The organism is Chryseobacterium gambrini, from assembly GCF_027920505.1.
Lineage (GTDB): Bacteria > Bacteroidota > Bacteroidia > Flavobacteriales > Weeksellaceae > Chryseobacterium > Chryseobacterium gambrini.
This window is the reverse complement of sequence record NZ_CP115857.1, coordinates 1,828,354-1,852,041: the sequence shown is the minus strand read 5'-3', so window position 1 is coordinate 1,852,041 and position 23,688 is coordinate 1,828,354. Positions and strand designations below refer to the sequence as shown.

At 37.0% G+C, this 23,688-nt stretch carries 17 protein-coding genes; 14 read left to right on the top strand and 3 right to left on the bottom strand.

Annotation, left to right across the window (positions count from 1 at the left end; genetic code table 11):
• Positions 1-224 precede the first annotated feature (224 nt).
• From PFY09_RS20890 to PFY09_RS08285, 7 genes are all read left to right on the top strand, one after another.
• Entirely contained in the window at positions 225-1,916 is a 1,692-nt protein-coding gene (locus PFY09_RS20890; protein WP_271162096.1) for a T9SS type A sorting domain-containing protein, read from the top strand.
• 4 nt (positions 1,917-1,920) lie between these two features.
• A complete protein-coding gene (locus PFY09_RS08310; protein ID WP_271162095.1) occupies positions 1,921-5,373 on the top strand; it encodes an RHS repeat domain-containing protein in 3,453 nt (1,150 codons plus the stop codon).
• A 7-nt stretch (positions 5,374-5,380) separates the two neighbouring features.
• On the top strand, positions 5,381-6,241 hold the full coding sequence (locus tag PFY09_RS08305) for a DUF6443 domain-containing protein (RefSeq protein ID WP_271162094.1): 861 nt from the start codon (positions 5,381-5,383) through the stop codon (positions 6,239-6,241).
• 31 nt (positions 6,242-6,272) lie between these two features.
• Complete coding sequence (locus tag PFY09_RS08300) at positions 6,273-8,891, top strand: RHS repeat domain-containing protein (protein ID WP_271162093.1); 2,619 nt, start codon at positions 6,273-6,275, stop codon at positions 8,889-8,891.
• A 3-nt stretch (positions 8,892-8,894) separates the two neighbouring features.
• Positions 8,895-9,683, top strand: a complete 789-nt coding sequence (locus PFY09_RS08295; RefSeq protein WP_116100062.1) for a hypothetical protein — start codon at positions 8,895-8,897, stop codon at positions 9,681-9,683.
• Between the two features lie 147 nt (positions 9,684-9,830).
• Positions 9,831-10,526 (top strand): hypothetical protein, encoded by a 696-nt coding sequence (locus tag PFY09_RS08290; RefSeq protein WP_271162092.1) that lies wholly within the window; start codon positions 9,831-9,833, stop codon positions 10,524-10,526.
• Positions 10,523-10,720 (top strand): hypothetical protein, encoded by a 198-nt coding sequence (locus tag PFY09_RS08285; protein WP_271162091.1) that lies wholly within the window; start codon positions 10,523-10,525, stop codon positions 10,718-10,720. Before PFY09_RS08290 ends, PFY09_RS08285 begins: the two co-directional genes overlap by 4 nt.
• Positions 10,721-10,996: 276 nt before the next feature.
• Here the strand turns inward: PFY09_RS08285 and PFY09_RS08280 are convergent, their stop codons facing one another.
• The 3 genes from PFY09_RS08280 to PFY09_RS08270 all read right to left on the bottom strand — a co-directional run bounded on the left by PFY09_RS08280 (position 10,997) and on the right by PFY09_RS08270 (position 13,854).
• On the bottom strand, positions 10,997-11,926 hold the full coding sequence (locus PFY09_RS08280; RefSeq protein WP_271160456.1) for an IS256 family transposase, variant Zn-binding type: 930 nt from the start codon (positions 11,924-11,926) through the stop codon (positions 10,997-10,999).
• Between the two features lie 375 nt (positions 11,927-12,301).
• Positions 12,302-13,066: a 3'-5' exonuclease gene (locus PFY09_RS08275; protein ID WP_108409994.1), complete on the bottom strand. Its 765-nt coding sequence runs from the start codon at positions 13,064-13,066 to the stop codon at positions 12,302-12,304.
• Between the two features lie 74 nt (positions 13,067-13,140).
• Positions 13,141-13,854 carry a CDP-alcohol phosphatidyltransferase family protein gene (locus PFY09_RS08270; protein ID WP_271162090.1) on the bottom strand — a complete coding sequence of 238 codons (714 nt, stop codon included), beginning with the start codon at positions 13,852-13,854 and terminating at the stop codon, positions 13,141-13,143.
• A gap of 125 nt (positions 13,855-13,979) precedes the next feature.
• Here PFY09_RS08270 and PFY09_RS08265 point away from each other — a divergent pair, with 125 nt between their 5' ends.
• The 7 genes from PFY09_RS08265 to PFY09_RS08235 all read left to right on the top strand — a co-directional run bounded on the left by PFY09_RS08265 (position 13,980) and on the right by PFY09_RS08235 (position 23,666).
• Entirely contained in the window at positions 13,980-15,911 is a 1,932-nt protein-coding gene (locus tag PFY09_RS08265) for an LTA synthase family protein (protein ID WP_076396104.1), read from the top strand.
• Positions 15,912-16,129: 218 nt separating this feature from the next.
• Positions 16,130-16,546: a DUF2147 domain-containing protein gene (locus tag PFY09_RS08260; RefSeq protein ID WP_076396102.1), complete on the top strand. Its 417-nt coding sequence runs from the start codon at positions 16,130-16,132 to the stop codon at positions 16,544-16,546.
• Positions 16,547-16,655: 109 nt separating this feature from the next.
• Positions 16,656-17,636, top strand: a complete 981-nt coding sequence (locus tag PFY09_RS08255) for a pyruvate dehydrogenase complex E1 component subunit beta (protein WP_076396100.1) — start codon at positions 16,656-16,658, stop codon at positions 17,634-17,636.
• A 123-nt stretch (positions 17,637-17,759) separates the two neighbouring features.
• Positions 17,760-19,754: a KUP/HAK/KT family potassium transporter gene (locus tag PFY09_RS08250; protein ID WP_076396097.1), complete on the top strand. Its 1,995-nt coding sequence runs from the start codon at positions 17,760-17,762 to the stop codon at positions 19,752-19,754.
• Positions 19,755-19,821: 67 nt separating this feature from the next.
• On the top strand, positions 19,822-20,295 hold the full coding sequence (locus PFY09_RS08245) for a Fur family transcriptional regulator (protein WP_076396095.1): 474 nt from the start codon (positions 19,822-19,824) through the stop codon (positions 20,293-20,295).
• Between the two features lie 7 nt (positions 20,296-20,302).
• Positions 20,303-22,042 (top strand): OstA-like protein, encoded by a 1,740-nt coding sequence (locus PFY09_RS08240; RefSeq protein WP_271162089.1) that lies wholly within the window; start codon positions 20,303-20,305, stop codon positions 22,040-22,042.
• A 448-nt stretch (positions 22,043-22,490) separates the two neighbouring features.
• The gene (locus PFY09_RS08235; protein WP_271162339.1) at positions 22,491-23,666 is read left to right on the top strand and encodes an aspartate aminotransferase family protein; all 1,176 of its coding nucleotides are present in this window, start codon (positions 22,491-22,493) and stop codon (positions 23,664-23,666) included.
• Positions 23,667-23,688: the final 22 nt, after the last annotated feature.

Genomic DNA, 23,688 nt, shown 5'->3' with positions numbered 1-23,688 from the left:
GCGACATGTTTTGTCGTTAATGCTTTGTAATTTTGCAGAAAAGTAAAAAAGACAAGCTGTTAAAAGCTCATAAAAAAACTAAAAAGCCATGATTAAAACAAATAAATTTCGGACAGGTTCTGTCAAATTCAGGATCAATACTTTAAGAATGCGGGTTTCCTTATTTTTCTAAGCATTCCCTTTCTTAATTTCACCTTTACAATAACGTTAAAATTACACTAAGTATGAAAAAACTCGGCATGAGTGTGTTCACTCTGTGCAGCATTCTGGGGGTGTATGCCCAAGAAGTGGTCTGGCAGAAAGACATCCGGTCTTCTACGCAGGACTTTCTTTCACAGGTCACCACGACCATCGATCAGCAGTATTTAATTACCGGAAGCAGCATTCGGGGTAACAGCCAAAAGATCACAGGCAGCAGCTCTCCTGCAACCTACGGTCTGCCTTCTGCCACCTCTCAGCAGAATAACGGTTACGATTTCCATCTGGTTAAGCTCAACCAGCAGGGCGAAGAGGTTTGGGAAAAATATTTCTCAGGGAAAAACCATGATTTTTTATCGGCAACGGTTAACACTCAGGAAGGAGGGTTTCTTCTGGCGGGTTCCAGTTATTCAGGAAAAGGGCTGGATAAAAAAGACGATTCCAAAGGAGGCAGTGATTTCTGGCTTATCAGAATCAACGAATTTGGCGATGAATTATGGCAGAAAACGATTGGCAGTACTGCGGACGAAGAAGCAAGAGCGGTGATTCAGACGACGGATTTTGGATTTTTTGTTGCGGGGAATACAACCCTTCCCTTCGACTCCGCTCAGGGTAAACAGGCTCAGGATCCGAAAATGAAGGGCTACGGCTCCAAAGATGTTTTGGTGGTACGGCTGGATAAAAACGGGAAAGAACTATCCCAATTGGTATTAGGCGGGAAAGGTCTTGATGAAATGGAAAAGATGATTCCCACCAAAGACGGTGGAGCTTTGTTAGGGATTTATTCCAGAAGCGCAGCTTTGGCAGGAAGCGGGAAGACAGAGGCTGGAAGTAGTAAAACCATCAACTATCAACCAAAAACAAGCAACAATTTTGGTGAAGGCGATTACTGGATCGTTAAGCTTTCGAAAGACGGAAAATTGGAATGGGAAAAGAATTTCGGAGGTAAAGGCGATGATCATGTAAGAACACTGGCGCTGACTTCAACCGGCTACCTGATCGGTGGAGAATCCAGATCGGAAAGATCGGGAAATAAATCAGTCGGTATTGAAGACGGAACCGATTTATGGTTGGTAGCTATTGATTTGAACGGAAATGAGCAGTGGCAGAAATCCTATAGCTTTAAAAATAGGGATGTTCTGATGGGGATGAGTGTCATTGCCGGGAAGCAGGAAGATGGAGGCGGGAAGTCTAAAGGGATTCTGCTGGGTGGTTACACACAGGCGGAAGGAAGGATTGAAAATGATGACGAGACTTTCTGGATGCTGTATCTCGACCAGAACGGAAATGAGCAGTGGAGAAAGCACGTAAAGGGAGAATCCCGAAAAAAAGAGGAACGGTTATCTGATATTAAGCTGAACCGTGACGGATCAATTGTACTCGCAGGAACCAGCGCAGAGGAACTGGGAAAAGAGAACTGGAAGATCGTGAAGCTGGGCGACAAACAGGTTGACCAGCTGATCGAAAAGCAGGATATCAGGATCTACCCGAACCCTGTAACGGATTATGTGTATGTGGAGCTTGGGTTTGAGGGCTTGAGAGAAGGAGCGTTTGAGGCTGAAATTGCGATATATGATATGGGCGGAAGAAAGCTTGAAACGGTAAAAACAAAAAACAAGATCACCAAGATCAATACCCAGCCTTTGATTCAGGGGGCATATTTGGTAGTAGTGAAGACTAATGACAAAACGGCGAATGCTAAAATGATTAAAAAATAAACCAATGATGAAGAACAATAAAACTTTCACATTACTATTTTGTTCTGCGATTTTATTTGTTAATGCACAACAAAATAATTTACTCACAAACCCTACAAATATAAACAAGAGCACAAATGTAGTTCCACCCACTCCACAAGCTGATGAAATGACACGCTATGGAAATCAGCCGCTAAATGAATATAAAGGGATGGCACAGATTAATATTCCATTAGCTGAAATAAAAGAAAAAAGTATATTTAATACCATTGAATTAAGATATTCAAAATTAGGAGTGAAGGTGAATGATCTATCAAATAATGTTGGAGTAAGCTGGTTGCTCGATGCAGGAGGGGTAATTAGCAGAACGATTAATGATCTTCCTGACGAAATGCAGCCCGCTTCAAACAGATTGATATTTAGTACGTCATCCCAAATTGAGAATTTAGTGAATATTCCGGACGGGTCATCCAATTCCTCTTTGATCAAATCATATTTTACAGACGATTCTTATGATAATGAAATAGACATTTTCAGTATATCGGTTAATGGATTATCCGGAAAATTCTATCTGGATAAAAATTTAAATCCCGTATTAACTACAGACAGCCATCAATTTAAATTAGAGACTATTGGAGATTTTAAAGTAACCCATCAGTTTGTGCTGACAACCAATGATGGAATAAAATACTATTTTGGAGGAGAGAATGCAATAGAGAAAACATGGATACGCGAAGCTCCTGCATTTTCAGGATACACAAGCTTTTACCTTACGAAAATTAATAATCCTGAAAATAATGAAATTACTTTTGAATATCAGAATATAGGTGGAAAATCGTTTTTAAACTCAACGATAGAGAAGAAAATACTGCGCTCTCTGGAACTAAATGGTACTGTTTGTCAGGGATCTGGATCCGGTGCTGTACCAAGCTATGTCAACGAAAATAATATTCTAAGAATCAATGGTGCAAAAGTGTTGGTGAAAATAAAAGGAAAAGAAAAAACGATTCTTTTCAATTACAATAATTTAAACGGTTCTTTTTATAATAAAATCTCTTCAATCGATATTGTTGATAATTTTTCTGATAAAAAATCTAAACGTATAAGTTTTGAATATCTTGATCAATATTCAACAGCAAATCCTTCATTACTCGAACGTTTTTTTTTAACAAAAGTAAAACAGTATAATTTTCAAGGTGATAATCCTGTATTTGACAATGAATATTCTTTCACGTATGATGACCCGACAGGTCTTCCGGATAAATACAGCAAAAGTGTTGACGTTTTCGGATATTTTAACAGTAAGTTCAACTCTACATTAATTCCGGACTTAAGATTATTGGGGAATACCTCCTTTTCTTATCCAACTACGGATCTTTTTAGTTACGCAGATCGAACTTCCGATTTTACATCAGCAAAAAAGGGAACTCTTACATCCATTATCTATCCGACAAAAGGAGCCACTTTTTTTGAGTATGAAGCCAGACCTCAAAAATATCCTGTTTTGCAGTATAAATACGGTGAAGTCGAAAGTACTCCCTACAGTACTCCCTTAACGGAGTACACTGCAACATTGAATGGAAATAATATAATGAATAATAATATTACGGTAGATCTTACGATAACACAAAATGAAATTTATTCTTTAACCGGTTATCTTGAGGTGAGTTTCAAAATTATAGAAGAGAGTACAGGGGCTGTGCTAAAGAATGAAATCATTTCATTACCCAAGACTACCCAAGAGGATATAGACAATAATTACAGAACAAAAAGTAGAAATTTTAGTTTTCAAACAGATCCAGGTAAGAACTACATTTTGAAATTATCTTTGGTTCCCAAACCGAATGTTAACTATCGGGGCGAGTTTACGGTTTCATACAGTGATGGATATGCAAGCCAGAATGTAACCGGTTTAAGATTAAAAAGGACATATGATGTTGATGAAAACAATACTGTTACGAATATTAAAAGAATATATTACTCTTCCTTTCAGGATATAGGCAATATAAATATTTTGCCCACAACCCTTTATCCAAATAGCTATATCACATCACAATACACCGCAGAGAGTTGCAGTGGAGGAATGTCTTTTGTTCCATTAGCTTATTATCATGAATTTGAATCCTCAGAACCTGCAGGTTCTCTTTCTGATTATTTTTTTAACCCCACCTACCCTGACGTTACCATTAGTTATGGAGGAGATAATTTTGAAAAAGGTGGAGAGCAAAAAAAATTTGCTGATAATTACCATCAGGATCAGTTCGTTGTGAGAACACCTTTAATGCCTGTATTTGGTGATGGAAGTTACCAAAACTTTTTTGGTGATATGGGGTATCTTGGAAGTCTGACTTCAAACTCAATTAATGTACTGGATAAAAGCTTTTCTTATGATGATTTTAATGGAAAAATACTTGAGAACAGAGTTTTTTCAAGATTATCTTCAGGGCAGCTCTCTCTTGTGAAAAGAACTTCAAATACCTATGACCTGAAGACTCTGAAAACGGCATATGATTTACGGGCAAAAGAAGTCTATACTCTGTTGTCTTCACATCAAAATTTACCGCTGGAATCAATTCTATCAAACTACAGCATGGTTTCATTGCCTAAGGAAAGCTATTATTCATTGCTTTCCAGTACAAAAAATACCGAATATTATGAGTATGTACCTGTACATACGCAAGATGATTCTTCATACAAAAAGCTGATGACCACTACGGAGTATGTATATGACAGTAATTCTCATTATCAGCTTACTTCTCAAAAAACGGTGATGTCTGACAATACCATTCAGCAAACCACTTACTCCTACGCCCACGAAAAAAACAACCAGTTATTGATCTCTAAAAACATGATCGGCATTCCATTGGAAACCACCGTTACGCAAACCGTTGGCGGTGTTACCAAAACACTGGGCAAAACAGAAACGGTTTATCCGGCTTCCCTTCCTACGCCTCAGGCAGGAAATCTCGTGCTTCCGTTATCCCAGAAATCGTATGATAAACTCAGCGGTACTTCATCCACTGATGTTACCTACGACAGATACGATGAAAAAGGAAACATCCTTCAGTACACCACCAAGGACGGAATTCCGGTAGCCCTTGTCTGGGGATATAACAAAACCCAGCCCATTGCCAAGGTGGAGGGAATCACTTACGATCAGCTGACATCCTCAGTTCCGGTTTCAGGGATTGTAACGGCTTCCGACAATGATGCCGCAGATCCTGCACAGGAAAGCCTTCTTCTGGATGCCCTGAATAGCTTCCGAAAACAGTCGGCGCTTTCAGGAAAGCTGATCTCCACCTACACCTACGATCCGCTGATCGGGGTAACCAGCATCACCCCTCCGTCCGGTGTAAGACAGACCTACACTTACGATTCGGCAAACAGGCTGAAAGAAACAGGAGTAAGAGGGAAAAACGGCGCAGGAAGCTATATCAACAAAAAAGTGTCTGAAAACAAGTACAACTACAAACCATAACACAAACATGAGAAAATACAGTACAACCAAAGCATTCTCCCTGTTGGGGCTGGTTTTTGCCGCGATGTCCTTCGCACAATCCCAGAACGAGAACTACATACAGTCCCAGAGCTGTCTGAATGACGACTGCAGCCGTAAATCCGAGACCATCACTTACTTTGACGGTCTGGGAAGACCCAAGCAGATCATCAGTGTAAAAGCGGCACCCGGCGGAAAAGACCTGGTAACGCCCATTACCTATGACGGCTTCGGAAGACAGGTGAAAAACATCCTTCCCGTTCCCGCCGCCACCCAGAACTCCTCCATCCATACCGGAATTACCGATGAAACGGCTGCCAACTCCTATTACGGGGTTTCCAACGCATATTCTGAAAAGGAAATGGAAAACTCCCCGCTGGACAGGGTATTGCAGCAGGCAAGCCCGGGAGAGCCATGGAAGATGAGCTCGGGACACACCCAGAAGCTGAAGTACGAAACCAACCTGGGAACAGAGGTGAAGAAATTTATTACCAGTACAACCACCAGTACCGTGAACAATGTTTCCACCACGGTTTCCACGCTTTCGGTTTCTTCAGATAATTCAGGATATTATTCTGCCGCAACACTGTACAAAAACACCGTAACCGATGAGGACGGAAATCCTGTAACGGAATTTAAAAACGGACAGGGACAGACGATTCTGGTGCGCAGAAATGACGGGGCACAGAATGTGGACACGTATTACGTGTACAACGAGTACAGCCAGCTGGCTTTCGTCATTTCCCCGAAAGCGGTAAAACAGATTTCAGATAACAGTAACCTGATTACGGATGCTATTTTAAACGAGCTCTGCTACCAGTACCTACGACGGAAGAGACCGTCTGGTTGAAAAAAGACTGCCCGGAAAAGAATGGGAACTGATGGTGTACGACAAACAGGACCGTGTGGTGCTCACGCAGGATGCGATCCTGAGAACAGTAAACAATACCTTCGGAAGCAAAGGCTGGCTTTTCACCAAATATGATGAGTTCGGAAGGGTGGCGTATACCGGTTTCTTCTCCAACACCGCATCGAGACAGGTGATGCAGAATGCCCTGAACAGCATGACTGCCAATGCCTACAATACCGAAAGAAGATCCTCCACCTCCTTTAATCTGCAGGGACTGGAGGTGTACTACGACAAACAGGCATTTCCTACGGGAAGCATGACCCTGCTTTCGGTTAATTATTACGACACCTACCCTCCCGAAGCTCCGGCAGTTCCGGCAACGGTTCTCGGGCAGCATACGATGAAACAGACGCTGGAAAGCAGTGAAGATGCTTCCACGATGGGGATTTTAACCGCTGCCTACGTTAAAAACATCGAAGACAACAACTGGACGAAAACCTACAGCTATTATGATTCGATGGGAAGAGCCATTGCTACCAAAAGCACCAACCATCTCGGAGGGTATACCAACACCGAAACTGAACTGGATTTTGCGGGGGTTCCCAAGCTTTCTAAAACGTACCATAAAAGATTAAGTACAGATACTGAAAAAGTGATTACCGAAACTTTTGAATACGATTCTCAAAACAGGCTGAAAAAGCATTACCATCAGGTGGATAATAACCCGCAGGAACTGCTTGCTGAAAATACCTACAACGACCTGTCTCAGCTTGTGAACAAGAAAGTAGGAAATAATCTTCAAAGCATCGATTACACCTACAACATCCGCGGATGGATGACCAAGATCAATGATCCGGCAAACCTTAACGGAAAACTGTTTGGATACAAAGTAAAATACAGTGAAATGGAAGGGCTTGAAACTCCCAATACAGACTTTTCTACTCTGAAAGTAAAACCGAAATACAATGGCAACATTGCGGAGGTAGACTGGAGAACAGGAACAACCACAGGAGACAACCTGAGAAGATACGGCTATGTTTATGATGGAGTGAACAGATTACTGGCAGGATTTTACCAGAAAGATACCAATCCTTCTGCAAAGGAATATTTCGAAAAGATGGAATATGATCTTAACGGAAATATCTCCAATCTGAAAAGATCGGCACAATCTCAGCAAGGTGCTTCTGCATTTAATATTGATGATCTTGGCTATATTTATACCGGAAACAGGCTGACTTCCGTTACCGATTCCTCAACAGATTACAGAGGTTATCCCGATACTTCAGGAAACACCATTTCCTACGACCTGAACGGAAACATGAAAGATCATAAGGATAAAGGTATTCTTCAGATTGATTATAATTTTTTAAATCTTCCGAAATACATTAAGTTCAGTGATTTTGCAAGTTACGACAGGAGCAATAAAGTATATGTAAATACGAATTATCTTTACAGAGCAGATGGCGTAAAGATGAGAAAAGTACATAATTATAAAGATCCTTCCTATGCTTATGCTTTGGGAACCAGAACCACCGATTACTTGGATGGGTTTCAATATGAATATGACTGGACACCATTATCCGGAATACCTACGAATGATTTTCAGTTAAAATTTGTTCCAACTTCAGAAGGGTATTTTGATTTTGTAAAAAATAAGTATATTTACAACTACACAGATCATTTGGGAAATATCCGTTTAAGTTATTTCAACAATGGAAGTGGCGCAGAAGTTCTTGAAGAAAATAACTATTATCCTTTTGGGATGAAGCATGAAGGATACAATACTTCTTTCAGTTTTGGAAGCAGTTACCAGTATAAATACAATGGCAAGGAATTACAGACGGAGTCCGGCATGTATGATTACGGAGCAAGGTTTTATATGGCTGATATCGGGAGATGGGGAGTCGTTGATCCACTCGCGGAAATGAACAGAAGATTTGCACCTTATAATTATGCTGTCAATAATCCGATTATGTTTATTGATCCTGATGGAAGGAATGCAGATGTATGGGAATTAAATTCTGATAATGGTAATCTTACTAAAATTGAAGAGAATGACAAAGTAGATGAACTATACATAGTAGATAATAAAGGAAATAGGAAAACAGATTCTGCAGGTAATCAGGTGAAGTTTACAATGGAAAGGGATGAACAAATAGAAGAGAGAATAACTTCTTCAGATTCTGTAATTTACACTCCTAGAGTAGATGGTAAGCGTATTGAAACAACTAAAGAAATTCCTTTTGAAATTTTTTCTTTTGAAAACCAGAATAATGCAAAATCATTTTTCGAGTTTTTAGAAAAAAACTCGAACGCAGGAAATGAATTTGATTTATTACAGTATACTCAAAATGGTCAAGACAAAGGAATGGTAGGAAGGACATTACAGTTTAGTTTTCTACCTAGATTTGAAAAGGATGGAACTTTTGGAGCATTTCTACCCACTGTTAGCTTAGGCTATTATTCAAATATGTTAAAAACTACATCTGGAATTAGTTTGATGAAAAGTGAATTTTACCATTCACATCCTAACGAAGGAATTAATCCGATTCCTTCACCTGCTGATATAAATTCTGGTCAAAATGATACAATTCCCATTCCTAAAATGGGTGTTTACAGTGGAGGAGTTTATAATTTATATAAGAAATAGAAAATGAAAAATATTATAACCTTTATAGCCATTTTTTTTTCAATACTGTCATTTTCTCAGACAAATGATATTATTCAATTTAATGATTGTATAAAAAGATTGATTGCTACAAACTTTAAGTCAATGGAAATTATAGTTTCTAAAAATGGCAGTTTAGTTTTAGACAAAAAATATATATACGAAAAAATTAATAACGAAATCATTATCTATGATTATAGTGCTAATAAAAAAGAAAATTTTCTTCAGACAAATGTTAAAATAGATGCAAATGGAAACATAACTGAATTAAGAGATATATTTAAAGGAAATGTATTAGAAGGAGATAAATTTATAATTAAGCAATATGAATTAAAGAAAAAAGTTTTAATTGATAAGGATAATATACAAATAACTTCTTATAATAGTAAAAATGAAATCATCTCTAAAGAGATTATTTTATTAGACAATAAAATGAAGAAAGTAGAATCCATTTTATCTTTTTATATGCCTAATGATATATTAATTTCAGAAATTGAAAAATTTAAATGGAATTCTGATGGAACAGCTTATGATTATGAAAAATTACAATTTTCATATCCAAAGCAAAAAGTAATTGGACGATATGAGATTAATAAATACGGTGATATAGAGTCTTTTAAAGGAAATCTTTTTATTAATAATACTCAGGAAGATGCAAGTTTTAATTTTGACAAAAAAATTAAAAAATTTGATTCAAAAGGAAATTTAGTACAAGTATACAAGATTGATAATAAAGTTCAAACTCTCATTGAGGAAAGAAAAATTATTTACTAAATCTTATCAAGCGGATTTGTAACCTGATCACCCCGCTCTCGCGGATTTGTAATCCGTGAGCAACAATAAAGAACCCACTGCAATTGCGGTGGGTTTTGTGTTATAATAAAGCTACATTTTTATTAAAAAAGTCTTTAAATTTTAGTAGTGAGTATTATTTTTTATGTTAATAAATTTTGCAGAAATAATCAATATATTTACCAGTATAAAGATCACTTGGGAAATACAAGGGTAAGTTTTGGAAAAAACAGCGCAGGTGATCTTGAAATTGTGGATGCTAATGATTATTACACGATGGGGAATATGAATTATGCAGCAGATGGATATATATATGATGATTCTGTAGCTGGAGGAGGAAAACCTATTGAAAATGGAAAAATGCATGATATTGCAGAAGTTACAATGACTCATAAACCTTCAGTCGGTAGACAGACTTGGAATTTTGTTGCAGATAATTTAATTTCCCCTCCAATGGAAGGTGTTTCAGTTATCGGACATATTCTTTATGGTAGTTTTGTTGCTTTTCCACAACAGGCTATTGAAAAGGAAAAGATTTATGGTCTACATGTAGAAATGGATGTAAATGTTCTTAAATTTAAGAATGGTAGCCTTAAACACGTAACCTACAAAGATGGCGATCCGATGACTGAAGCGGAGCAATTCGAAGCATTTGCTAAACCAGGTGTTGAGGCTATGACTGCAGGTGTAGCCTTTGGTTTTAATCCATTTACTAAGTTGGGTACTGTAGGAAATGCGGTTGGCAATTGGGGAGCAAATACAGCTGTTAAAACTGCTTTAAAAAAAGGAATATATCAATTAGGTCCTAAAAAAGATAAAAAATGATAGATTTATTGTTTGGTTTAGTTGGAACATTTATTAGATGGATTTTTATATATAAATGTAATTCAAAAAAAATGGCAGAATCTTACAATTCTAATACTACACAAGAAGGAATAAAGAATAATTTAGCAGGACTTCTTTTGATACCAATATCAATTGTGATAGGATTAATAATGTATTATTTGGGAAAGGAATAATATCCCAATGACGCGGATTTGTAATCCGTGAGCAACAATAAAGAACCCACCGCAAAGCGGTGGGTTTTGTGTTTTATGGTAATGTGGTCAAAAATAGTTGGTGTTTTTGTCAGAAATAATTCGTAATATTTTGCGGTTGATTGGAAGAGGAAGTGAGCAATGCTGAGGAGCAACTTACCAGCAATACAATCAACGCTGTAAACAATAGTTTAGAGGATGGTTTTTACCATCCTTTTTTTGTAAATTATTGGAACAGCTCTATGGCTAAAAAAACCTTTATGGTTTTAGATTTCTATAAAAAAGATACCACTGGATAAACTTTTTCCTCCGACTTTTTGTAAGCCCCCGATGAATATTTAGATGACCTTTTAAATGACCAAAAAAAGATTCTATTCCATTGGTTGTTTTCGGGATTTTAGGATCCTGCAGGAACGAAAACATATTTGGCAAAGCTTTTTTGATAACCGAAAAACATCTTCTCACCATTTTGTGCGTGTACCAATATCTTCCGGTTTCCTGGCTGTATGATTTTTCATTCAAAAATTCTTTATGCTTTTCAGACCAATCCAAAAACTCTTTGATCCAATACTGCTTTTTAACTTCGTTGTCAATAAAATGAATTTTACAGACAATTTCACGCAACTCAAAACCTGCTACAGATTTCGGATAGGCGGAAAGCCATATTTTGCACATCCTTTGAATATGAACCAGACATCTCTGAACAGGAACTTTAGGACAAACTTTTCGGATGGCTTTCAGTAGAGATTTATCGCCATCACAGGTTATCCCGCCAATTTTTATTCCTAAATTCAAGATGTTTTCCAAATCCTCTTTGAGTTCTTCATAATGCTCACCGTCAGTAATTCTGTAAAGCTGGGTTTGCTTAAAAACATTATCTCTGTAAACCACCAAACAGATTTCATTGGAGAAATAAGTGCCGTCAATCAGTAAATAAACCTCCTTGTTCTGGTTGTAACTGAGTTTTGGAGCTTTACTAAGCATCACGTTAAAATACCGTTGAAGAGTACTTACCGAATATCCAGATTCTGCTGAAATCTGCTCATAAGTCTGTTTCCCAACAATCCATTTTTTGAACCAAATTTCTTTGTTTTTTAGGCCCACAGATTTATTCTCCGAAGTAAAATGAATGCCACAGTTTTTACATTTAAAACGACGCTTTCCGTTTTGCTTTCCCCAAGAAATCACATCCAGACTTTTGCAACTCCAACAACGATTTTTTTTGAATTTCCAGCCATAAAAAAAGTTTATTGAAACAAAGTTCAATAAACTTTATGTATCATCAGTAACAATCGACAATGCAAAGAATTTTACCAACTATTTTTGACTATTAAACCTGTTTTATAGCGTAGCTGCGTTTTTGGCAAAAAAATCTTTAAACTTTTTATGGGTAAGTATTTTTTCCACGAGCCGGAAAATGGTTTGCTTGTCTGTCCTCTTCCAGTTGCTGTATCAATCGAATTTGTTCGAGTTCCGTTTATCTTCCAAAATTACTTCTTTAGGAATAGAACAGCCATTATTAGTCGCTCATTAAAGCATCTTTTTAACCAGCTCACTCATCATTTAAAACTTACTTGATAATTGGATTTTCGTGAAAACCTTTTTGGTGTACAATGGAAAATCAGCGTTTTGAAGCCATCCATAATAACCAAGGTCTTTCTGGAAAACAGACTTTACCGTTTGTCCCTTATATTTTCCGAAAGCAAAAATTTCCTGTCCGTTTTCGTTGAAATGAATCATTCCGGCAAGATCTGCAAATTTATTCTGAGACGAAAAATTGCTTAATTCTGCGATTTCGTTCGGTACATCATCGTATTTTCCGACCTGCGCATCAAGTACTTCAAAAGTTGCCATAACATCAGCTTCAGCAGAATGGGCGTTTTCCAGTGTTTTTCCGCAATAAAACTGATAGGCAGCACCTAAATTTCGGGGTTCTTTTTTAAAGAAAATGGTCTGTGCATCAACCAGTTTGAATTTATTCAAATCAAAATCAAAATCGGCACGAAGCAGCTCTTCCGCTAACAGTGGAACATCGAATCTGTTGGAATTGAAACCTCCTAAATCCGCACCCGTAATCATTTCCATCACTTTTGGAGCAATTTCTTTAAAGGTGGGCGCATCTTTTACATCTTCATCATAAATACCGTGGATTTCGCTGCATTCTTTTGGGATCGGCATTTCGGGATTTACCCTCCATGTTTTGCTCTCTCTCGACGCATCCGGATTTACTTTTAAAATACAGATTTCAACAATACGGTCTTTCCCGATGTTCGTTCCTGTTGTTTCCAGATCAAAAATGCAGAGCGGTTTATGTAGTTTTAAATTCATTTTTTATAATTTGAAAATTCGAGAATGTGTTAATTTGAGAATGGATTTAAACGTCCATTATTCAACACATAAATTTATTTTAGTTGTTTTTGAAATATAATTGAGATTAAAATATAATAAATAATTACTAGCGGAATTCCGATAGTTTTAAAGATAGCTAAAACAATAACAGAACCGACCAATAACGCTATTTTAGGATAATTATCCTGCAGTTTCATCGATTTGAATTTCATGGCGATCATTTTTATCGATGAGATCAAAAGCCAGGAAGAAATTACGGTTAAAATAATCAATACAAATTCATTATTCAGGAGAAATTCAAAGCTTTGATTTTCTTTAAAAGCGTAAAACAGTCCAAAAATCAGAATCGTATTACTCGGCGTATTCAATCCTTTAAAATAATATTTCTGATCTTCATCCAGATTGAAAATGGCAAGTCTTAAACAGGAAAATAATGTAATCAGCAATCCGAAATATTGAATCTCAAACGGTAAGGTCATCCCAAAAAGATCCGTTCCAAAGGGTTCAAGCATTTTAAACATCGTCAGTCCCGGAACCAGTCCGAAGCTCACCATATCTGCCAAAGAATCCAGTTGGGTTCCAAGATTGGAATTCGCCTTTAACGCTCTTGCCGTAAAACCATCAAAGAAATCCAGGATCAGAGAAAGCACGATACAGATGGCAGTCGTCTCATAATCTCCTGAAATAAGATGAATAGCGCCGATACATCCGGAAAGCAGGTTTCCTAAGGTAATGGCATTGGCAAGATTATTTTTAATAAAATTCATAGGCACAAAATTAATAAATTAAAGTAACAAAGCGTTAATTAAACGGCGCATCAATTATTGTGGATTGATAAGCCGTTGCAGGGAGATATTATTAAATTAATTCGAATTTAATGTAAATTTGCAGCATGAAATTGTTTAAAGAATTTAGAAAACAGGAAGTTCTGGTGCTTTTGTACAGAATTTTTTTAGCCTATTTTTTCTATCAGATCGCAAGATTTTTATTCTGGTACTTTAATAAAGACTTAATAAAGATCGATTCTGTTTCAGATTATTTCAGTCTGTCTTTTCATGGGATTGCGTTCGATACAACGGCGATTTTATATGTAAATGCCCTTTTTATTCTTCTGAGCATCATTCCTGTCATCATCAATACTAAAAAAAGTTACCAGAAATTTCTTTTCTGGCTGTATTTTATCACCAACGGAATTGCTTATGCAATGAATTTCGGAGATATGGTCTATTTCAGATTTTCGCAGATGAGGCTTACTTCTGCCGCGTTGCAGGTTGCGCAGCACGAAAGCAATATTTTTAAGGTTTTTACAACTTCTGTTGCTCAGAATCCTTTTGTTCTGATCGGATTTATAGGTTTGATGATCCTCTGGATTTTTCTTTATAAAAAAGTAACAATTCAGGAAAACAAGCCAGAAAAACTGGTTCCGTATTTTGTGTGGTCTGTGATAACGCTTTGTATAACGGCTGTTTTGGCTGTCGGTGGAATTCGCGGAGACTTTAAGCACAGCACAAGACCGATCAATCTGGTGGATGCCAATCGTTTCGTGAAAATTCCGGCACAGGGAAATGTCGTTTTGAACAGTACGTTTTCCTTTTTCCGAACTTTAAATACGAATAATTTTAAAGAAGTTCATTTTGTAGATGAAAAATTTATCGATCAGAATATCCATCCTTATAAAGAATATAACAGAGAAGTTGCAGAAAAACCAAATATCGTTATTTTTATTGTAGAATCTTTCGGGAGAGAATATTCAGGAGCATTCAATAAAGACAAAAATATCAAAGATTACGTTTCTTACACTCCGTTTATCGACAGTTTGGCGGGAGAGAGTCTTATTTTTCCGAATACTTTTGCCAACGGAAGACAGTCGATTCACGGGATGAGTTCCGTTCTTGCCGGAATTCCGAGTTTAACCGACGCTTTTACAAGTTCGCCCTATTCCAACCAGAAAATCCAGTCCATTGTTTCTGTCTGCAACGAAATGGGATACGATACTTCTTTCTATCACGGCGCTCCGAATGGTTCCATGGGATTTTTGGGCTTTGGAAACATCTTAGGCTTCAAACACTATTTTGGAAAGACGGAATATAATAACGATAACGATTTCGACGGAATCTGGGCAATTTGGGATGAACCTTTTTTACAGTATTTTGCGAAAAATGTAGGAAAAAAGCAGCCTTTCATGGCAACTGTATTCACGGCATCTTCACATCATCCGTTTAAAATTCCTGAAAAATACAACGGAAAGTTTAAAAAAGGAAAAATTCAGATGCATGAACCAATTCAATATACCGATTATGCCATCAAAAAGTATTTCGAAACGGCTAAAAGACAAGCGTGGTTCAATAATACCATCTTTGTTTTTACAGGAGATCATACCAACGAAATTTATTATCCTGAATACGATAAAACAATGAATCGTTTCGCAGTGCCCTTAATCTTTTATTCCCCAAATCCTGCTTACAATTTAAAAGGCGTAAATCCTGAACTGGCACAGCAGATTGATATTTATCCTACGCTTGCAGATTTAATCGGTTACCATAAAAAAATCAGAAGTTGGGGGAGAAGTCTTGTGAGCGACAGACAGTATTCGCCGATTATTGCCAATTCAGACGGAACAGTGGAGCAGTTTATCATCGGAAATTATATTTACCGTTTTGATGGAAAAGAAATTGTAGGAATTTTTAATCAGTCAGATCTAGGATTAGAAAAAAATATGATGGATCAGTTGAAATCCAATCCGGAAGTACAAAAAGGAAAACAGATCGCAAAAGCGTGGTATCAGGATTATATGGACAGGGTAATTAACAGAAAAATGCAGTAAAAAAGCAGTTGTAATTTTGAAATAGTAAAGCTTTCAGAATTAAATCATTAAGCTGATTTTTAATTTTATTTTTAATAATTTTTATTTCTGTTGTTTGGTATATCTATTGCAATCTATGTGTAGGATAATAAAATTTTTTGTTGTTTTAAAATAAATTTATACTTTTAACAATAGATAGACAACGAAATTATTTTATTGAAATTAAAACTATAAGAAATATGAGAAAATTATTATTAACCTTCGCGCTTTCATTGGTTGGAGTAATGTCTTTTGCACAGATTGAAGGGAAATGGAAAACCATAGATGATGAAACAAAACAGGCAAAATCTATTGTTGAGATCTATAAAAAAGGAGATCAGTACTTCGGGAAGATCACTCAGTTACTGATAAAACCGGCTAACCCGAACTGTACGGCATGTAAAGACGACAGAAAAAACAAGCCTATTCAGGGAATGGAAATTATCAGAGGTCTTAAAAAAGACGGTGATGAATTTACAGGAGGTACCATTACAGATCCTAAAACAGGAAAAACGTACAAGTGTACGATCACAAGAAGCGGCGATAACCTGAATGTGAGAGGATATATTGGTTTATCTTTCATCGGAAGATCACAGACTTGGCAGAAAGTTAATTAACCGGATTAAATAAAAATTAATAAGCGGCATTTCATTAAATGAAATGTCGTTTTTGTTATGTAAATAATAAAAAAACACTACTTTTGTACTCTAAATTTTTCAAATAAATATGGCAGAATATACTTTTCGTGAGGTAATTGCACAGGCAATGAGCGAGGAAATGCGTAAAGACGAATCCATCTATTTAATGGGGGAGGAAGTTGCAGAATATAACGGTGCATATAAGGCTTCAAAAGGAATGCTGGATGAATTTGGTGCTAAAAGAGTAATCGATACACCAATTGCTGAGCTTGGTTTCGCAGGGATTTCTGTGGGAGCTGCAATGAATGGTAACAGACCGATTGTAGAATTTATGACCTTCAATTTCTCTTTGGTGGGGATTGATCAGATTATCAATAATGCTGCAAAAATCCGTCAGATGAGTGGAGGACAGTGGAACTGCCCGATCGTTTTCCGTGGTCCTACAGCTTCTGCAGGTCAGTTGGGAGCAACACACTCTCAGGCTTTCGAAAGCTGGTATGCCAACTGTCCGGGATTAAAAGTGGTGGTTCCTTCAAACCCTTATGATGCGAAAGGATTGCTGAAAACTGCGATTCAGGATAATGATCCGGTAATTTTCATGGAATCTGAGCAGATGTATGGAGACAAAATGGAAATTCCTGAAGAAGAATACTATTTACCTATCGGGAAAGCAGATATCAAAAGAGAAGGTTCTGATGTAACGTTGGTTTCTTTCGGAAAAATCATGAAGCTGGCTATTCAGGCTGCTGAAGATTTGGCTAAAGAAGGTATTTCTGTAGAAGTTATCGATCTTAGAACCGTTCGTCCTTTGGATTATGATACTGTTTTGGCATCCGTTAAAAAGACAAACAGACTGGTTGTTTTGGAAGAAGCGTGGCCATTTGGTTCTGTAGCGTCTGAAATTACCTATATGGTTCAGCAGAAAGCATTCGATTATCTGGATGCTCCAATCAAGAGAATTACAACTCCTGATGCTCCTGCTCCTTACTCTGCGGCTTTATTTGCAGAGTGGTTCCCGAAACTTGAAAAAGTGAAAGAAGAGATCAAAAAAGCAATGTACGTTAAGTAATTACACGATTATAGAGAAAAACTTCCGAAAGGAAGTTTTTTCATTTATTATATTCATGAAGAAAAATTCATGGGGATGTAAATTTGGATTAAATTTGCGCGTTTAAAAATTAAATTAGCTGGTATGGCAGAAGTTACAGAAGGCGGTCATCATTTTGACATAAAAAAGCTTTCTTTCATTGGAATTTTAGTGTCTCTCGGAATTGTTTTCGGAGATATCGGTACTTCACCGCTTTATGTAATGAAAGCGATTGTTAACGCAAGAGGAAAAGGAAGTACGATGCCTTTCAATGAGTACATCGAAGGGGCGTTGTCCTGTATTATCTGGACGCTTACTCTTCAGACGACAATTAAATATGTAATCATTGCTCTTAGAGCAGACAACAAAGGAGAAGGGGGTATTTTAGCACTTTTTTCTCTGGTAAAAAATCTTAAAAAAGGCTGGCTGTATCTTATTGCTATTGTAGGAGCGGCTGCGCTTATTGCAGATGGGGTAATTACTCCTTCGCTTACGGTAATGTCTGCGATCGAAGGTCTTGAAATTTATAATCCGGATACTCCTGTTGTTCCTATCACGATCGCGATTCTGATTGTTATTTTCGTAGTTCAGCAGTTTGGGACAAGCTTTATCGGGAAGTTCTTCGGACCGGTAATGGTGATCTGGTTCCTGGTTTTGGGAGGTTTAGGATTGTCTCATTTAAGCGAAAATCTTGAAATTTTAAGATCTTTCAATCCTTACTATGCGTACAAGCTTATTGCCAACTCTCCGAGCGCGATTGTAATTTTGGGAGCTGTTTTCCTTTGTACAACCGGAGCGGAAGCGCTTTATTCCGACTTAGGACACTGCGGTGCCAAAAATATCCGTGTAAGCTGGGCATTTGTAAAAGTAATGCTGATCTTAAATTATTTGGGACAGGGAGCGTGGCTTTTAACTAATAACGGTAAACCCGGCTTTTCGGTAGTGAATCCTTTCTTCGGTATCATGGAAGAATGGATGGTGGTTCCGGGAGTTATTCTGGCTACAGCGGCTGCAATTATTGCCAGTCAGGCTTTGATAACAGGATCATTTACTATTTTCTCAGAGGCAATGTCCTTAAATTTATGGCCTAACCAGAAAATTGATTATCCTTCTGGGGTTAAAGGACAAATGTACATCCCAAGAATTAACTGGGGGCTTTTATTGTTCTGTATTGTGGTGGTTCTTCACTTCAGAGAATCAGGAAAAATGGAAGCGGCTTACGGTTTATCCATCACGGTAACCATGTTGATGACTACGATTCTTTTGGTATACTGGCTGTTGAAACACAGAGTAAACAAAGTTTTAATCCTTGTTTTTGCGTTTGTTTATATGGCAATCGAATTAGGTTTCTTTAGTGCAAACGTAATCAAATTCATGGAAGGAGGATGGATTACGGTCGTATTGGCTGGATCTATAGGAATCTGTATGTATGCTTGGTACAACGGAAGATCTATTAAAACAAAATTCATCAAATTTATTAAGCTTGAGACCTATATTCCGATCATTAAAGACATGAAGCTTGATGAAACGATTCCTAAATATGCAACTAACTTAGCGTATTTAAGCCGTGCGAAGAGAAATGATGAGATCGAATCGAAGATTATTTATTCAATCATCAAAAAACAGCCGAAAAGAGCCGATCATTATTTTATCTTAAGCATTACCAATCAGGAAGATCCGTATACCTTCAAATATGCGGTAGATGAAGTTCTTCCGGGAACGATTTATAAGATCAACTTCATGTTAGGATTTAAGATAGACCGAAGAATTAACGATTATTTCGATATGGTTCTCAGAGATTTAATGGCAGACGGAACAATTCCTTCAAGAAGCAGCCATCCGTCTTTAAGAGCTCATAATATTCCGCCGGATCTGAAATATGTGATTATAGACAATACCTATATCAACGATATTCTTCTTACAGTTAAAGAAAAAATCATTCTTAATATTTATAATTTCGTTAAATATATCGGAAGCGACGACTTTAAAGCATGGGGAATCACCTCTCACAACGTTGTGGTAGAATCTGCGCCTATGACGGAAGACTGCGTCGGAAAATCCAAAATCGAGCAGTGCGAATTTATCCGCCACAAAGGTTAAATTCTTTAACACACTAGGACAATTTGTATTTAAATAAAAATCAATAAATTTGTAGATAAATTTTTTGATGGATACGATACAAAAAGAAAAAAATATTGCGCTGATAAAGGATGTTTTAAGAAACTATTTATTGGAAAAAGGTTTCCGAAACACTCCTGAACGATATACAATACTCGAAGAAATATACGGTATGGATCACCACTTCAATGTGGATGATCTGTACCTTTTAATGTTGCAGAAAAAATACCACGTTTCCAAAGCAACAATTTACAATACAATTGAAATTTTCCTTGATGCAGGACTCATCCGTAAGCATCAGTTCGGAGAAAAAACACTCACTTCTTCCTCTTACGAAAAATCTTATTTTGATAAACAGCACGATCATTTAGTCGTGTACAAAAAAGATTCAGATAAGGAAATTGAAGAGATCATCGAGTTTTGTGATCCGAGAATTCAAGGGATTAAAGAAGCAATTGAGCAGGCATTTGGCGTAAAAATTGATTCCCATTCGCTGTATTTTTATGGCACGAAGAATGATTAATCAATTCATGAGGCTATTTGTTTTACTTTTAGTTTCTGTTTCAACATTTCTATTTGCACAGGATCAGCCGAAACCTCTGCAAAAAGATCCTTATTTTACCAATACCACTCCCAAAAAGAATGCTCCGCCTGCTGAAAAGGTGAAGCACATCCATTCCGATGAATTAAGAAAGGATGATAAATACGACGGGAATAATTACTTCGTGGGAAATGTACAGTTTTCGCATCAGGGTTCTTTGCTAAATGCGGATCTTGTGATTGTATATGAAGAACAGAATTTCATCAAAGCCATCGGGAATGTAAAACTGCAGAACGCCGATGGTTCAGTAATTACAGCCGATGAAATGGAGTATGACGGAAATACACAAAAAGGAATTGCCCGAAAAAATGTAGTTCTTACCGATCCGAAAGGAACTGTGATAAAAACGGAAACCATGTATTACGACAGGCTTTCCAATCAGGCATATTACAACACCGGAGGAACAATTAACGACGGAAAAAGTACAACGTATTCCAAAACAGCAACGTATTTTCTGACAACCAGAACGATCGATCTTTCCGGAAGAGTGAAAATAGAAGATGCTCAGTACATTCTGGAAGGAGATAATGTGGTTCAGAACCAGAATACAAACATCGTAAACATCAACGGACCGACGACGATCATCAACAAGAAAAATCCTAAAAACCGAATCGTTACCGATAAAGGAAATTACAATACAAATACGAAAGAAGCTTTTTTATACAAAAACTCCAGAGTGTATTATAATGATAAGATTCTTACCGGAGATGAAATGTACTATAACCAGTTATCCGGATTCGGAAAGGCGACAGGAAATGTAACACTGGATGATCCGAACGAAAGAAGATTTATAAAAGGCGGTTACGGAGAAATTTACGAAAAGAAAGATTCTGCCATGATGACCAAAAATCCGTATGCAGTAAAAGCTCTGGAAAAAGATTCGATGTACTTTGCGGCAGAAAAAATTATTTCTTTTCAAAAACCGGATCCTGAAGATATTAAGGTGAAGAAAAGTTTTCTGAGAGCATACAAAAAAGGACGTTTTTATAAATCCAATGCGCAGGGAAGAGCAGACTCTATTGCTTTTAATGAAACAGACGGCGTTCTTCACATGTATACCAATCCAATCCTTTGGAGCAACGGAAAACAGGTAACCGGAGATAAAGTTGAAGCCTACTTCAATACCCAAAAAGAAAACATAGATTCTCTGAAAGTTCTCGGAAATGCTTTTGCCATCAGCAAAGTAGATTCCCTGAATATGAAAGATGAATTCAATCAGGTGAAAGGTAAACTCATGACGGTTTATTACGGAGAAGATAACAATATCAAAGAAGCAAAAGTAATCGGAAATGCTCAGGCAATTACCTATTCCGATGATGAAAACGAGCAAACGAAGGAAAAGGAAAGAATCGGGATTTCTCTTACTTCCTGCGGTATTATTGATGCTGTTTTTGAGGAAAAAATGTTGTATGTTGTTGCCTGTAATATCGGAGCGGCATCAGATACCTATCCTATGAGTATGATAGAACCCGAAAGGCGGAAATTTCCGGATTTTAACTGGAATACAAAAGACAGGATTCTGAAATGGCAGGATATTCTCGTGGATACCCCTAATTATGAAGAAGTAAAATACGAAGCCGACAATACACTTTATAATAAAGCACAGGAAGCAGTAGAAAAAGAAAAAGCCAAAGAAGAAGCTAAAAAGCCGAAACGTGTAAGGCGATAAATTCGCATTTTTTTAACAGAATTTTTTTTAATTATAAAATATTCACCATTTTCTAAATAGGAAATGGTGATTTATTTTTACAAAATCGCCCTGAAAATAGTAGCTGCCTGATAATTTTTTAATTTTTTTTCAAATTTTCAGGCGTATTTTATTCAAAAATCTGTGAAGCTGAAAACCTTACTGTTATTCGGTTTGTCAATTGTTGAATTGTCATTATATGTTGAATTGAGTTATTATGTTGGTATTAAATGTAAATATTTTTTAAAGAATGTGTATTTCAATTCATTTTTTTCTATATATTTACCTAAGAATATATGAAACTATATTAATATTTTGTGATTTGGTGGTATTGCCCGCAGTTTTCTGCGGGCAATTTTTTTATTCTGTCCGTTTCATTTCGGAGTTTGCCGAATCTTTTATAGTTTTGCTAAAATTTCGGAAAATGGAAATGCAAAAGGATTTTTTTATATATCAGGCTCAGACGACAAAGTTTGCCGCAGGTTTTGAAGTAGAGAAGGCGGAAGGAAGTTATATTTATGGTAAAGACGGAAGAAAATATCTGGATTTTGTAGCAGGAGTTTCTGCCAATACTTTAGGACATTCTCATCCAAAAGTGGTAGATGCAATAAAAGAGCAGGCAGAAAAATACCTTCACGTGATGGTTTATGGAGAATATGCCCAGGAAAAACCAGTCGCTTTATGTAAATTATTGGCGGAAGCTACTCCTGATCCGTTAGAAATTACTTATCTCGTAAACAGCGGCGCAGAAGCGATCGACGGAAGTCTGAAACTGGCAAAAAGATATACCGGAAGAGAAGAGATTGTCTCTTTTAAAAACTCTTACCACGGAAATACACACGGTGCGCTAAGTGTATCAGGAAACGAATTTCATAAGAGAGAATTTCGTCCGTTATTGCCAATGGTTTCCTTCATTGAATTTAACAACGAAAAAGATTTCGATAAAATTACCGAGAAAACGGCCTGCGTTATTTTAGAAACCATTCAGGGAGCAGCCGGATTTTTAGTTCCTAATGATGATTATTTAATTAAACTAAAAAAGAGATGTGAAGAAGTTGGCGCGTTATTAATTCTGGATGAAATTCAGCCGGGATTCGGAAGAACAGGAAAACTTTTTTCTTTTGAGCATTTCGGCATTGTTCCGGATATTCTTGTGATGGGAAAAGGAATGGGAGGAGGAGTTCCTGTTGGTGCTTTTATGAGTTCGCGCGAAATTATGGAAACACTGTCTCATTCTCCGAAATTAGGTCATATTACGACCTTTGGAGGAAATCCGCTTATCGCAGCTTCCAGTTATGTAACTTTAAAAGAAGTTCTGGAAAGCGGTCTGATGAATGAAGTGGAAGAAAAAGAGAAATTATACAGAAGCCTTCTGGTTCATCCCAAAATAAAGAACATTAACGGAAAAGGTCTCATGCTGGCTGTAAATCTCGGATCTCCCGAATATACTTTAAATGTAGCCAAAAGATGTATGGAAAAAGGCCTCATTGTTTTCTGGCAGCTTTACAGAAATGAATATCTGAGAATCTCTCCGCCGCTTACCATTTCAAAGGAAGAAATAGAAGAAGGATGCAAAGTTATTCTTGACGTATTAAATGATTTGTAGGAAACAAAAATTATTTTTATTT

Bases quoted from the DNA above. Each gene is read 5' to 3' on its own strand.
- PFY09_RS20890 (WP_271162096.1), top strand. From the start codon at position 225: ATGAAAAAACTCGGCATGAGTGTGTTCACTCTGTGCAGCATTCTGGGG.
- PFY09_RS08310 (WP_271162095.1), top strand. From the start codon at position 1,921: ATGATGAAGAACAATAAAACTTTCACATTACTATTTTGTTCTGCGATT.
- PFY09_RS08305 (WP_271162094.1), top strand. From the start codon at position 5,381: ATGAGAAAATACAGTACAACCAAAGCATTCTCCCTGTTGGGGCTGGTT.
- PFY09_RS08300 (WP_271162093.1), top strand. From the start codon at position 6,273: ATGGTGTACGACAAACAGGACCGTGTGGTGCTCACGCAGGATGCGATC.
- PFY09_RS08295 (WP_116100062.1), top strand. From the start codon at position 8,895: ATGAAAAATATTATAACCTTTATAGCCATTTTTTTTTCAATACTGTCA.
- PFY09_RS08285 (WP_271162091.1), top strand. From the start codon at position 10,523: ATGATAGATTTATTGTTTGGTTTAGTTGGAACATTTATTAGATGGATT.
- PFY09_RS08275 (WP_108409994.1), bottom strand. From the start codon at position 13,066: ATGAATTTAAAACTACATAAACCGCTCTGCATTTTTGATCTGGAAACA.
- PFY09_RS08270 (WP_271162090.1), bottom strand. From the start codon at position 13,854: ATGAATTTTATTAAAAATAATCTTGCCAATGCCATTACCTTAGGAAAC.
- PFY09_RS08265 (WP_076396104.1), top strand. From the start codon at position 13,980: ATGAAATTGTTTAAAGAATTTAGAAAACAGGAAGTTCTGGTGCTTTTG.
- PFY09_RS08260 (WP_076396102.1), top strand. From the start codon at position 16,130: ATGAGAAAATTATTATTAACCTTCGCGCTTTCATTGGTTGGAGTAATG.
- PFY09_RS08255 (WP_076396100.1), top strand. From the start codon at position 16,656: ATGGCAGAATATACTTTTCGTGAGGTAATTGCACAGGCAATGAGCGAG.
- PFY09_RS08250 (WP_076396097.1), top strand. From the start codon at position 17,760: ATGGCAGAAGTTACAGAAGGCGGTCATCATTTTGACATAAAAAAGCTT.
- PFY09_RS08245 (WP_076396095.1), top strand. From the start codon at position 19,822: ATGGATACGATACAAAAAGAAAAAAATATTGCGCTGATAAAGGATGTT.
- PFY09_RS08240 (WP_271162089.1), top strand. From the start codon at position 20,303: ATGAGGCTATTTGTTTTACTTTTAGTTTCTGTTTCAACATTTCTATTT.
- PFY09_RS08235 (WP_271162339.1), top strand. From the start codon at position 22,491: ATGCAAAAGGATTTTTTTATATATCAGGCTCAGACGACAAAGTTTGCC.